This window comes from Marivivens donghaensis (assembly GCF_011806565.1).
Lineage (GTDB): Bacteria > Pseudomonadota > Alphaproteobacteria > Rhodobacterales > Rhodobacteraceae > Marivivens > Marivivens donghaensis_A.
In genome coordinates this window covers 37,824-50,622 of the sequence record NZ_JAATOP010000016.1, presented here as the reverse complement: position 1 = coordinate 50,622, position 12,799 = coordinate 37,824, and the positions used below count along the sequence as shown (strand labels likewise).

10 protein-coding genes and 1 pseudogene are annotated in these 12,799 nt (G+C 57.5%); 2 read left to right on the top strand and 9 right to left on the bottom strand.

All coding sequences use genetic code 11. The features are described 5' to 3' along the window. The 5 genes from HCZ30_RS16090 to HCZ30_RS16070 form a co-directional block, all read right to left on the bottom strand. On the bottom strand, positions 1 to 83 hold an 83-nt coding region (locus HCZ30_RS16090), incomplete at its 3' end, for a GDP-mannose 4,6-dehydratase (RefSeq protein ID WP_167639336.1). Beyond that, the gene (locus HCZ30_RS16085) at positions 80 to 1,345 is read right to left on the bottom strand and encodes a WcaI family glycosyltransferase (RefSeq protein ID WP_167639333.1); all 1,266 of its coding nucleotides are present in this window, start codon (positions 1,343 to 1,345) and stop codon (positions 80 to 82) included. The genes HCZ30_RS16090 and HCZ30_RS16085, both read right to left, overlap by 4 nt. Beyond that, positions 1,342 to 2,358, bottom strand: coding sequence for a GDP-mannose 4,6-dehydratase (locus HCZ30_RS16080; RefSeq protein ID WP_167639332.1), 1,017 nt, complete (start codon positions 2,356 to 2,358; stop codon positions 1,342 to 1,344). The genes HCZ30_RS16085 and HCZ30_RS16080 overlap by 4 nt, the downstream gene beginning before the upstream one ends. Before the next feature lie 2 nt (positions 2,359 to 2,360). Further along, positions 2,361 to 3,527, bottom strand: a complete 1,167-nt coding sequence (locus tag HCZ30_RS16075; RefSeq protein ID WP_167639331.1) for a nucleotide sugar dehydrogenase — start codon at positions 3,525 to 3,527, stop codon at positions 2,361 to 2,363. Then, entirely contained in the window at positions 3,524 to 4,951 is a 1,428-nt protein-coding gene (locus HCZ30_RS16070; RefSeq protein WP_167639330.1) for a mannose-1-phosphate guanylyltransferase/mannose-6-phosphate isomerase, read from the bottom strand. The genes HCZ30_RS16075 and HCZ30_RS16070 overlap by 4 nt, the downstream gene beginning before the upstream one ends. Before the next feature lie 368 nt (positions 4,952 to 5,319). On the opposite strand from HCZ30_RS16070, the gene HCZ30_RS16065 reads away from it, so the two are divergent. Together HCZ30_RS16065 and HCZ30_RS16060 are read left to right on the top strand one after the other, a co-directional pair. After that, on the top strand, positions 5,320 to 6,297 hold the full coding sequence (locus tag HCZ30_RS16065) for a hypothetical protein (RefSeq protein ID WP_167639329.1): 978 nt from the start codon (positions 5,320 to 5,322) through the stop codon (positions 6,295 to 6,297). Positions 6,298 to 6,315: 18 nt separating this feature from the next. Then, on the top strand, positions 6,316 to 7,311 hold the full coding sequence (locus HCZ30_RS16060; RefSeq protein WP_217703070.1) for a carbohydrate kinase family protein: 996 nt from the start codon (positions 6,316 to 6,318) through the stop codon (positions 7,309 to 7,311). On the opposite strand, the pseudogene HCZ30_RS16055 reads toward HCZ30_RS16060, so the two are convergent. The 4 genes and pseudogenes from HCZ30_RS16055 to HCZ30_RS16040 all read right to left on the bottom strand — a co-directional run bounded on the left by HCZ30_RS16055 (position 7,308) and on the right by HCZ30_RS16040 (position 12,585). Next, positions 7,308 to 8,599 (bottom strand): annotated as a pseudogene (locus HCZ30_RS16055) (class II D-tagatose-bisphosphate aldolase non-catalytic subunit). The gene HCZ30_RS16060 and the pseudogene HCZ30_RS16055 overlap by 4 nt on opposite strands. A 32-nt stretch (positions 8,600 to 8,631) precedes the next feature. After that, complete coding sequence (locus HCZ30_RS16050) at positions 8,632 to 9,384, bottom strand: DeoR/GlpR family DNA-binding transcription regulator (protein ID WP_167639327.1); 753 nt, start codon at positions 9,382 to 9,384, stop codon at positions 8,632 to 8,634. Then, positions 9,381 to 11,096, bottom strand: a complete 1,716-nt coding sequence (locus HCZ30_RS16045) for a glycerol-3-phosphate dehydrogenase/oxidase (RefSeq protein WP_167639326.1) — start codon at positions 11,094 to 11,096, stop codon at positions 9,381 to 9,383. Before HCZ30_RS16045 ends, HCZ30_RS16050 begins: the two co-directional genes overlap by 4 nt. Position 11,097: 1 nt before the next feature. After that, a complete protein-coding gene (locus HCZ30_RS16040; protein ID WP_167639325.1) occupies positions 11,098 to 12,585 on the bottom strand; it encodes an FGGY-family carbohydrate kinase in 1,488 nt (495 codons plus the stop codon). Positions 12,586 to 12,799: the final 214 nt, after the last annotated feature.

The following is a 12,799-nucleotide window of genomic DNA, read 5'->3' as shown; positions in this document are numbered from 1 at the left end:
TCGTATCCCTTCTCCAAAAGGAACTCGGCCAGATAAGAGCCGTCCTGCCCGGTAACGCCCGTGATAAGTGCTTTTTTGGTCAATTTATTTGTTCCTTCGTAAGGTCGTTCGAAGTCTTATTTGCAATAAGTTTGTCAAATTCATTCTTCAGGCGGCCAAGGATGGCTTCACCATCCCAAGCGATGAGTGCGCGCTGTCTCGCATTTTCGCCAAGTTCGGATCGCAAAGGAGCGTCATCGAGGAGGTTTTCAATGGCTGATGCCGTTGAAGTTGCATCACCAGGCGGTACCACTATTCCGCAACCCTCGACTTCTTCGCCAAGTGCGGTGCCTGGGAAAGTGGTTGCCACCGTCGGCCTGCCGGAAGCCAGCATATTCGTAAGCTTGGATGGCAATACGAGGTCGGCTGCATCTGCAATCTGCGGCAACAAATGTACGTCTGCCATCCCCAGAAGGTCGCTCAAGCGCTCCAAGGGTTGGAGAGGGAAGAACCTGATGGTATCGAGGCCAGCCGACATTTCCTGAAGTTTGGCTTTCATTGGCCCCTCGCCGCAGACCGCAATGGTAACGTCACTGCGGTGGGCTAAAAGCCTTGCCACTTCAGGAATGATTTCAAGACCTTGCTTATTAGCCAAGTTGCCAGAGTAAAGGATGACGTAATCAGTTTCGATGCCAAGTTCGGCCTTCAGCGGTGAGACGCCCTCAATAGGTTGAACTCTCGATAAATTCGCCCAGTTCCGCAGTTCATAGATCCGCCCGTGCGGCACGTTTTTCTCGTGCAACTTCTGGATCATCGGTTTGGAAATGGTGCTGATGCGATCAAATCGCTTAAGTGTCCAGCTTTCAAAAGCTTTTGCGATTTTTCCTAATCGACTGGTCTCTCTAATCAATCCGGTAGCGAAGGCAGCTTCGACCTCGAAATCTTGGATATGCAACCAACTCTGGGCACGACCAGCTTTCGCCGCAAGAAATCCGACCGGCCCCGAAAGAAGGGAAGGTGCTACAACGAAAACTACATCAGGCTGAAACCGAACCGCTTTCCAGAGAGCGACCGGCAGCGCGGTAAACGCAAAGCTGAGATGGTGGATGATACGTTTCTTGCCTGTTGGCTCTGCTGGTACGTACAGCGGGCAGTGTAGCACTGAAACACCTGATGCAGACGTCTCGGATCTGTAGCTGTACTTCGGCCAGCCATCTTTCACTTTCCATTCTGGGTAATAAGGCTGAGCGGTAATGACCTCCACCTTATGGCCGAACGACGCAAATTGTTCGGCTAGACCAGTGGAATAGACGGCAGTAGATATAATCTCCGGTGAGTAATTAATCCCAATGAGCTGGATCTTCATATTCTGGAGCCGTAAAATTGGAGGTACCATTGAACGAACTTGGCGACCCCGTCTTGAATTGAGGTCTTCGGTGCATATCCGGTTAACTCCTGCAAGAGGCCAGCATCTGCCCAAGTGGCAGGAACATCTCCAGCCTGCATCGGAATCAAGTTCTGATCGGCCTTTTTGCCGAGTGCCTTCTCTATCGCTTCGATAAACTCAGTGAGTTGGACTGCGTCATTGTTGCCTATATTAACTACTCTAAAAGGCGCAACGGGTGATAAACTGTCTATTTCTTCCAAGTGGTCGGATTTGTTTATTCCCGGCACAATGTCAATTAATAACCGAATAGCGTGGACAAGGTCTTCCACATATGTAAAGTCTCGCTTCATATCTCCATAATTGTAAACATCAATTGGCTTATCTTCTAAAATAGCTTTTGTAAATTTAAACAGGGCCATATCCGGCCTGCCCCACGGGCCGTAGACAGTGAAAAACCGGAACATAGTAATTGGAAGGCTGTAAAGGTGCGAATAGGAATGCGCCATGCTTTCAGTCGATTTTTTTGTTGCCGCGTAGAAAGACATTTGATGGTCTGCTTTGACCGTCTCTTTGTATGGCATTTCTTTATTCGCACCATATGCTGACGACGTTGAAGCTAATAGCATATGACTTGGCGGATGTGCTCGTGCGGCTTCCAATAATTCAAAAGTGCCAATGATATTGCTTTCAAGGTAAGCGCGAGGATTGTCGATTGAGTACCTTACACCAGCCTGTGCTGCCAAATGGATTACAGTATCAAAATTCTCCTCTTCGAAGAGGGACATAAGCAAACCTGGCTGCTCAACTTTACCGTGAATTGAACGATACTGCGGATTAACTCTCAGGCCTTCTTCACGGCGCAATTTGAGGTCGACATCATAGTAGTCTGACATACAATCTAGACCAACTACTTTCCAGCCGTCATCTAATAGTGTTTGACAGACAAATGAGCCAATAAATCCGGCAGCGCCGGTTACAAGTGCTGTGGGCATTCTCAATCAGCTCCAAATAAGTCGCGCGTAAAGACTTTATCAGCCACATCGCGGATGTCGTCCGTTAATCTGTTTGCCAATATGATATCGCAGTCGCATTTGAAGGACGCGAAATCTTTGATCACTTTAGAACCGTAAAACTCGTCTGCATCGAGTACCGGTTCATACACTACTACCTCAATTCCTTTGGCTTTTATTCTTTTCATAATGCCCTGAATGGATGACTGACGGAAGTTGTCAGACCCAGCCTTCATGACCAGTCGATATACGCCAACTTTTTTAGGCATCATCGAAATAATTTCGTCGGCAAGGTAGTCTTTGCGGGTCCGGTTTGCATCGACAATTGCCGCAATAAGATTTTGAGGCACTTCCGAGTAATTTGCGAGAAGTTGCTTCGTGTCTTTGGGTAAACAGTAACCGCCGTATCCAAACGAAGGATTGTTGTAATGTGAGCCAATTCGCGGATCGAGGCTCACGCCTTCTATTACCTGACGAGCATCCATTCCACGTGAAAGCGCATAGCTATCCAATTCGTTAAAATAGGCGACGCGCATGGCGAGATACGTGTTCGCGAATAACTTAATTGCTTCGGCCTCCGAAGGATCGGTAAACAAAACATCGATCTCTTCTTTGATTGCCCCTTGGACAAGAAGATCGGCAAACCGCTTCGCTCGGGCCGAGCGTTCTCCGACGATGATGCGGCTCGGATGCAGGTTGTCGTACAACGCCCGCCCTTCGCGGAGGAATTCGGGCGAAAAGATGATATCTTTCGATTTGTACTTGAGCCGCATGCTTTCAACAAAGCCTACAGGAATGGTAGACTTGATTATGATCGTCGCGCGCGGGTTGTAAGAAAGCACAAACCCGATGACATGCTCTACAGTGCTTGTGTCGAAATAGTTTGTGTCGGGGTCGTAATTTGTTGGCGTTGCAACGATAACGAATTCGACTTCGCGATACGCTTCTTCCGGATCGGTTGTGGCTGTTAAGTCAAGTTCTTTAGTTGAAAGAAACTCTTCAAGCTCTTTGTCAACAATCGGGCATTTGCGTTCGTTGACAAGATCGACGCGCTCTTTCGTCACGTCAATCGCTTTAACGGTGTTATGCTGCGCCAATAGGACAGCGTTTGAAAGGCCTACATAGCCTAGGCCAGCAACAGCAATCTTCATCCTTTAGCTCCTTGGCCCCGCGAGTAGATGTCCTCGTAGCGAATGATGTCATCTTCGCCGAGGTACGAGCCGGTCTGAACTTCGATGAGGACCATCGGCACTTTGCCGGGGTTCTTCATGCGGTGGACAGCACCCAGTGGGATGAAGACCGACTGGTTTTCCGTCACCAGTTGCACCTTGTCGTCAATCGTCACCTCAGCCGTGCCTTCGACAACAATCCAGTGCTCAGCGCGGTGGTGGTGCGATTGCAGCGAGAGTGCCGCACCGGGGTGGACGTGGATGCGCTTTACTTGGAATCGGTTCGCTATCACGAGGCTTTCGAACCAGCCCCACGGACGGTGATCCTTTGGGAAATGGGTCGCCTGATCGGCGTTTTTGGCTTTCAGTGCCTCGACCGCCTTTTTGACATCCTGAGCGCGCGACATATCTGCGACGAGGACCGCATCGTTCATTGCGACGGCCATGATGTTCTTCAGGCCAATGCCGACGACTTCGAGGCGGTCGCTGTCAGAGCGGAGGAGGGTGTCTTCGCAATCGATTGCCGTTGCTTCACCGCTCGTGATGACGCCGTGCGCGTTTTTCGGGGTCTCGCGCCAGACGGCGTCCCACCCACCAAGGTCCGACCAGCCGCCGTTGAACGGAACGACCGCGAGATTATCGGCCTTCTCCATGACTGCATAGTCGATGGAGATGTTCTCTGCGTTCGACCAGGCGTCGGCGCCAAGACGACAGAAACCGAGATCCGTTTGACCTGTTCTGATCGCGTCTTCAACTGGCTTCACCATATCGGCAGCGTATTTTTTGAACGCTTCGATGATGTCGGCTGCTTTGAAAAGGAAGATGCCGGCGTTCCAAAGGAACGAGCCTGCGGCGACCATCTCTTCGGCGCGCTGCTCGTTCGGCTTCTCGACAAACTGCTTGAGAGCAACAGCTTTGCCTTCCGAAGCTTCGGAGAGTTCGAGGTAGCCGTAGGCGGTTTCGGCGTGAGTGGGGGTGATGCCAAAGGTTACCAGCTTGCCATCTTCAACCGCTTCCAAACCTTTGAGTACCGCTGCCTGAAATGCGGCAGTGTCCGGCACAACGTGATCGGATGGCGCGACGAGCATCACCGCTTCGGGATCTTTCTTGGCCAGATAAAGTGCTGCTGCAAGCACCGCAGGGGCCGTGTTGCGGCCTTCGGGCTCGATCAGGATAGCGCCAGGATCAATGCCGACTTCCTGGAGTTGTTCGGTCACGATGAAGCGAAAATCGCTGTTTGTGATGACAACAGGCTTGGCGAACGCGTCGCTGGCCATCCGCAATGCAGACCCTTGGAAAAGCGTTTTGTCTCCGACCAAGGGGACGAACTGCTTAGGATAGGATTTGCGAGAAAGGGGCCAGAGGCGAGTCCCGGAGCCGCCGCACAGGATGACGGGTGTAATCATGGGATATCCAAACGTAACTAAAATATAACCTTCGGATAGTCTCAGAGCATGTCGAATACAAGACAATCAACTTTCGGTGTGCCTAGAAATTCCCCACTTGCGCTGTTTTGCGCGTTTACTGCGCATGATTGCCAACAAGAGTTGCTGCATGTGCATCATTGCAACGTGGGCGTGGGTTGTTGGTTATACGTCTGAAAGGCGGTTTTTGTTGCACATGTCTGATGAGAATCGCTGCGCATGACCGCCGGGACTTCGCTGCCTTTGCCGACCGCACCTTGATCGGCGCGCCTCCTACTTTTGTCGTAGGTCTTCCCTCCTAGCTTTCCTTTCTAACTGGTATAACCTCTCCGCAACGGAGGAGTTTTTTCATGCGTAAGAGTCTTGATCGGAAGTTGGGTGCCATTCGTTCGGGAAAGTATACCCCGACGGACTTTATCATTGCGGATGCCAAGGACGGCGACATGGCGTTTGGCTGTGCCACGCCGGGCAAGGGGCCGGACGGCAGGATGAAGCCGCTGCGCGCTTATCGCAACGATATGATGAAGGTGACGAAGTCCGGTCTGGTCGACATCATGCTAATGTCGCTGTCTTCGGCCGAAGTGATGCAGTCCGAGGGGCTGTTCCACAAGTCGGACGTCACGCCGGCGGTTCGTCTCAATGATACGACTGACATTTGGCACGTGCGCGGCGGCTCTTATCCCAAGCACCAGATGAAGAACTTCCGCTCCGCGCGGCTAGACCGTGTGAAGCCTGTCGCGCCGCTCGGCCTCTATTCGGTGACGTTCTACAATGATCTGGAGCGTGATCATCAGACGCTCGAAGAGTTCGTGAAGTTCCGCAACGAGGCGTCGGCGGAGGGCGTGAATTACTTCCTCGAAGTCTTCAACCCGCAGATCCCCGTCGAGACCACCGGCGATTTCGCGACCTATAACAACGATATGATCGTCCGTTGCCTTGCAGGTGTGTCGCGCCATGAGCGCCCCGCGTTCCTCAAGGCGGTCTACAACGGCCCTGCCGCGACCGAAGAGATCGCGGGCTACGATCCTGAAAACCTGATCTTCGGCATCCTCGGCGGCGGAGCGGGGACGACCCGCGATTGCCTCGAACTGATCCGTCAGGCCGAGAAATACGGCGCCCGCGTCGCGCTCTTCGGGCGCAAGATCTACTACTCCGAGGACTCCGTGCTGATGGTCAAAGCGATGCGCCGCGTGCTCGAGGAGGGCCTGACAAGCGAAGAGGGCGTGAAGGCGTTCCACGGCGACCTTCAAGCGGCAGGCATCACCCCGATGCGTTCGCTGGAGGATGACCTCGTGATTTCGGAAAGCATCCTCAAGCCGAACGTGTAACCCATGCGCAGAGGCTTTGTGACTGCCGGAACTTGGTGCGTCGACCGCAACATCACTGTCGATAGCTGGCCGAAAGAAGACATGGCCGCCGTCGTGCGGAACGTCGAACTTGCGGGCGGTGGCTGCGGCTGTAATTTCGCCGTCGATATCCGCAAGCTGGACCCCTCGATGCCCGTTTCGACCCAAGGTCTGATCGGGGCGGGGGAGATGGGCGATTTCCTGATCGGGATCGCGGATGAATACGGGATTGATCGGGCGGGGCTGCACCGGACGTCTGAAGCGCAAACGCAGATGACCGATGCCTATGTCTCGACCCAGACGGGGAGGCGGACGCATATCCTGTTCTTCGCCGCAGCCGATCTGCTGACGCCTGATGATTTCGATTTCAGTGACTGTAACGCGAAGGTCTTGCACCTCGGCTTGCCAGGTATCCACAAACTGATGGACGCGCCGTGGGGCGATGATGCCAACGGCTGGACGACCGTGCTGCGCAAGGCCAAGGCGGCGGGGCTCAAAACCAACTTCGAATTCGTCGCCAGCCCCGAGGAGAAAATCCGCGAGGTCGGTCTGCCGTGTTTGCAGTACCTCGATACGCTCGTGGTCAACGATTTCGAAATCGGAGCGCTTGCAAGCCGCTCTACCGTCGAAGATGGCGTGACCGATGTGGCCGCAGTGTTCGACGCAGCCCGCGATGTGCTGACCAAGGGCGCTATGGACCTCGTCGCCGTCCACTTCACCAGCGGAGCCGTTCTCGTCACCCGTGATGGCATCGAGGTTTTCCAGCCATCGGTCAAAGTCAGCGACGAAAACCGCAAAGGTGCGAACGGAGCAGGCGACGCCTTTGCCGCCGGTTTCCAATACGGTATCCACGAAGGTTGGTCTGGGCAGGACGCGCTAAAGCTCGGCCACGCCACAGCCGCAGCATGTCTGCGCTCGGTCGGGACATACACAACGGTCGGGACCGTGGAAGAGTGCCTCGATCTTGCGCAGCAATGGGGCTGGCGGGACGCTTAGGAATGCTCCGCTGACGCTCCATAATATGGCTTCAGAGCCTCGGCGACGCGGTAGGACACGACATCGCCGCAGGTCATCGGCAGATCGCCGGACGCAAGCGCGCTCGCGCAATCGGGCAGATACTGGCTCACGAGTGGGAGCGGCCAGTTGCCCGAGTTGAGGTTTGCTTCGAGGCGCGCGACGGCGGCTTTTGCCTCGGGTGCTGTCCAGTAATAGCGGATGCGGTCGGACCAGCTGAAATGGCGGAGCCAGTGTTTTGTCGCCTCGTCGCCGTGGTAGTGGCCGTCCCAGTTTTTCGGGTTGGTGACCATGAGGTCTTCCATGACGTCGCGCAGGTTCGACGGTTCCTCGAAGCAAGCTCGGCCTCGATCGCTTCGAGAGCATAGAGCGCCTCGCGCAGGGCAAACGTTACTGCGGGGCCGACCTTGAGGATGGCAAAGTGCCGCTCGACCAGTTGCTGATAGGCAAGGGGGCGCTGGTAGTCGGTGGAGTGCGCCTCGTACACCAGACCGCCAAGGTTCGCAGCCATATCAACAAGTTCCTGCGCGGCGGCAGTGTCGAAATGCACAACGGTATCATTGCCGAAATCGAGGCCAGGCTGCACGACGATGCCGACAACGCGGCTGAACGCATCGGTCAGCCCGAGTTTCGCAAACTCGCTACGGTGCGCTTCGATCGTGCCGAGCACGCGGCCGGCGTCGGTTGGGTCGATCTCGTGCCCTTCACCCATGCCGCCCGGCGGTGGAACCTCGGAGCCGACAATATAGAATGGCTTGTCGTCACCCGCAGCGGCCTCGGCCGCTTTGGCAAGGCGCGCGGCGCGCTGGGCCATAACGGGTTCCTCAAGGATTTCAGGATCGTCACCACAGCGCATCGAACAATCGAGGTGGATTTTCTTGAAACCCGCACGCACGTAGGCGTCAACCATTGCCTCTGCCTTGGTCATCGCAGTCTCGGCGTCGATGTTCCGCCAAGGCTGCGGGCCAAGGTGATCACCGCCGAGCAGCAGTTGTTCTTCGGGCAGGCCTGCCTCGTTGGCCGCATCGCGCACCAGCGCAACGAAGTCGGTGGGCTGCATTCCCGTATATCCACCCTCATGATTGACCTGATTACAGGTCGCTTCAATGAGCGCGATCTGGGCGGCGTCTGTCGCGGCTTTGCAGGCAGCCAGAATGGCTTGCGGATGCGCAGTGCAAACGCTCGTGAGCGCGAGCTGTTCGCCATTCAGATTGCGGGCAAGAAGTTCGCGGGCCGCGATATCGGCGGGAGCGTTGGAGAAATAGGTCATGTGTTTACAAAGCGTTCTATGAAATGTGTGAACTACGCGACGATCAAATGGGTGCCGCATAGGGTGAGGGCGGACTCATCTTTTAACGGTTGATCCGTGACCAGAGTGTCAATTTCCTCCAGCCCGCACAACCTATGCAGCGCGCGACCGTTCAGTTTGCTTTGGCCCATCATTAGGATGCTTTTGCTGGCGGCCTTCAACAGCCCCTGCTTCGCAGCGACGACCCGTTCGTCGGGGTGGAAGACATCCGGCAATGTCGCAGCGGCGGAGGACAGGATGCAAAGGTCGAGTGACAGTGTTTTGTAGGCGTCCTCGGCTGCCGGTCCGAAGAGGCCGGCGAAGCGTCTGATCAGCGTGCCGCCAACGACGACGAGGTTGATCTGCGGGATCTGTGCGACGGCCTCGATGATCGGAAGCGAACCAGTGACTACGGTCACTCCGCTGCACTGCGCGAGGTGCGGGACGACCGTCGCGACCGTGGAACCGTAGCCGAGGCCGACTGTCATGCCGTCTTTCACCAGCGCCGCTGCGGCCTCTGCCATGCGGGCTTTTTCCGGCAGGGCTTGCAGCGCGCGGAAGCGGTAGTCGCTTTCGAACGAGGGATCGCCCGAGACCGTGATGCCGCCGCGCACCCTTGCTGCCCAGCCTTCGGCCACGAGCGCGTCGAGGTCGCGGTGAACCGTCATGCGGCTCACCTTGTGACGGCGCTCAATGTCTGCCGACTGGACAGTGCCGTGCGCCAGCAGTTGTTCGAGGATGTCACGGCGGCGGTCATCGGAGCTCATGCGAACTCCGGCTGGCCGTTGTCTGCGAACACGATGCGGTGGTGGCGGCGGTAGCGTTCGACCAGCGCCGCTTCCTCCTTGGCGATGCGCGCTTCGTCCCAGCCGCAGATGGCGGCGAGGGTTTGCACCAGTTCGGTCAATACGCCACGCGGTTGAGGGCCTTCGAGGAACAGGGCGCTACGCCCGAACAGGACGTCCTCGGCTGTGGCCGCAACCTCGTGGTTGACGATGAATGCCAGCTCTTCTCGCGACACTTGGGGCAGGGTGGCGAGGAAAGTTTCCGGCCCCTCAAACGTGGCAGCGATGTCCTTTGCGCGCGAGCCGTAGCACGCCACCAGACGCGCGGCGCGGGCGTGGGTCGTGCCCATCGCGGCGACTTCGCTAATCAGTTCTTCGGTCGGGGCGGCCTTGCGCGACAGGCCGCGCCCGCCGCCGATGGGTAGGTAGTCGGTGTGGGTCTTGCGCGATTTGCCGAGTTTGCCGAGCACCGCGTCAGTCGCCTCTGCCGCGAAGGCGCGGAAAGTCGTCCATTTGCCGCCGACAAGCGCGATGACGGGGAACGGGCGGTCGGCAGTCGGTGCGACTTCGGGCATGGAGTGGTCTCGGCTGACCTTGCCCGGATCGATCGCGTCGCTGGCGGGCAGGGGGCGCACACCGGCGTAGCTGAAGAAGATGTCGTCGCGCGTGGCCTTCACCTCGGGGAAAACTTTGCGCAGCGCGCTGAGAAGGTAATCGGTTTCCTCGTCATCGCAAACCACGGAGTCAGGGTCGGTCACTGGAATATCCGTGGAGCCGAGCAGGACGTGCCCCATGAAGTTCGAGATCAGGCAGAGGCGACCCTCGGCAACCTCGAAGTAGACCATGCGGCCATGCAGGCGCTCGGCCAGTACAGGCAGATCGAGCAGCAAGTGACTGCCTTTGTTGCCGCCGATCATCTTTTTCGCGCCGCCCGCAGCGTCGTTCACGCCGTCGATCCACGCACCTGCGGCATTCACCATAATATCGCAGCTGATGCGGAAAACCTCGCCACTGAGGGCATCGCGCAGCACCGCTTTACCATCCTCTACACCGTCGAACGACAGGTGGTTCAGGGCCACACTACCGTCGCAGGCGTCCATGCCGTCCAGCGCCAGTTCGACCGTCAGGCGCTCGGGCGAAGTGATCCATGCGTCATAATAAGACGCGGCGGCTACGATTTTCGGGTCGAGGTCGGGGATTTCGTGCAGGGCATCCCCGCGCGAGATCATCCGGTGGCGCGGCATCACGCGATCATTCGCACCGTAGATATCGTAGACCGTCAGGCCCGCCTTGATCACAGCCGCGCCGCGCTGGGTGGTCTTCGCGGGCATTTTGAAGAAGCGCTTGATCGCGGGAATGATGCCAGCGGTCCACGAATGGATCGGCAGGACCATTTCCAGCGGATGAACGTAATGCGCCGCATTCGAGAGCAGGCGGTTCCTTTCGTGGGCGCTTTCCTTCACGAGGCGGAATTCGCCGTTCTCCAGATACTTGATGCCGCCGTGGATCATGCGGGACGGGGCGCGGCTGGCGCCCGAACAGAAATCGCCGCGCTCGACCAGTAGGCTCGGAACGCCTTGCAGGGCGAGGTCGCGGAAGGTGCCCATGCCGTTGATGCCGCCGCCGACGATCAGAACTGGCATGTGGGTCATGGTGCGGAGCTTCGCGAGCAAATCATCGCGTGTGCGGGTCATTTCAAATCCTTTCGTGGAGCGCCGCGATGGTCCGCGCGGCCTCCTGATATCGGTCCCATTGCGCAGAGAGGTGCTGGGCATCTGGTTCGTAAGTGAGGGTTGTGCTGGCCGTGCGCACTGCCGCGTCCGCCCAGTCGGAATAGATGCCGATCGCAAGCCCCGCGCAGATCGCAGCGCCTAGGGCTCCGGTCTCCAGCGTCTCGGGGACTTCGATCTTGCGGTTCATCGCGTCCGCGAAAATCTGCGCGAAATAAGGGTTGCGGCTGCTTCCGCCCGTCAGGCGCAGGTGTTCCGTGGTGCGCTCGGGGTCGAGGATGTCGACGTGGTGGCGGTGGTTGAAGGCGATCCCTTCACCAACCGCGCGGAGCAGATGCCCGCGATTGTGCCAGCCGCGCATCCCGATAAACGCTCCCGGCACGTCGTTGCGATGGGGCGAGCCGTAGAGGTAGGGCAGGTAGATCACCTCGGACGGATCATTGGCGACAGCATCGAGCTCCGCTTGCAACAGGCCGAACGGATCGTCGGTCGCCAGCGCGTCCTTGGCGGTCTGGCTCAGGAACCAGTCGAGCGTCGCGCTGGAAGCGGGCGATATCGACATGTTGTACCACTGACCGGGGTAGAGCCCGTTACGGCAGAGCCAATCGGGGTGCGTTTCGGGCTGGTCGCGGAACTGTTCGTTGATCGAATAGGTGCCCGCGATGACCGCGAGAGTGCCCGAGCCGGTAACGCCAGCGCCGACCGCGCAGGCGATGACGTCATGAAGGCCAGTGGCGACCGGAATGCCTTCGTCGAGGCCGGTGAGTGCTGCGGCTTCAGCAGTCACATGACCTGCGATCTCGTCGGGCAGCAGCACTTCGGGGAGGGCGTTTCGCATTTCGGTCAGGTCGTAGAGCGCCAGCGCCTCGTCCGAATATTTCTGCGTCTTCACATCGACAAAGCTTACGCTGCTTTCGGTGAAGTCCGTCGCGGCCTTGCCTGTCAGTGCGAAGCGCATCCAATCCTTGCATGACAAGATCGACCCGATGGCCGCATAGCGTTCCGGCTCGTTGCGTTTCCAGTAGGCCAGCAGGGCAGAGGGCGCGGCGGGGAAGGGCCGCTGTCCCGTCAGCGCGAGTGCCTTTTCAGAGGTGCCGTCGGCGTCCCAGCCCTCGACAATCTTCTGCGCACGGCTGTCGAGCGAGGTCGCCGCATAGCCGAGCGGCTGGCCCGCCTTGTCGATCAGATAGACACCGTCGCCGTGGCCCGACACCGACACGGCGGATGGCATGATGCGCTGTCCTTCGGCTTCGGCCGCTGCGGCGAGCGCTTCGCGGATGGCTTGGGCGACGGCGTGCCAATGGGCCTGCATGTCGCGCTCGACGAAATGCGGGCGGTCCTTGATCTGCGGGACGCCGCACTTGCCCGTGGCCACGACCGACCCGTCCTCTCGAAAGATGACGGCTTTGGTGACTGTCAGCCCGCTGTCGAGCCCCATCAGATACGTGGTCATGGCCTGTCCTCCTCAGCCTTTCAGGGTGAAAGATGGAGCATTTGGCTAAATGTAACAAGAAAAATGTTACAAATTTATGTTGCAAAAATTACATGTTGGATACCGTCAGGCGCTCTGTTTCGGCCAACGCGCTGTTTCGTTGGATACAATTCAGTTCCAAATAAAAAGGCCGCCAGCGATTTCTCGCGGCAGCCCGTGCACTTCCGGTCGTTAA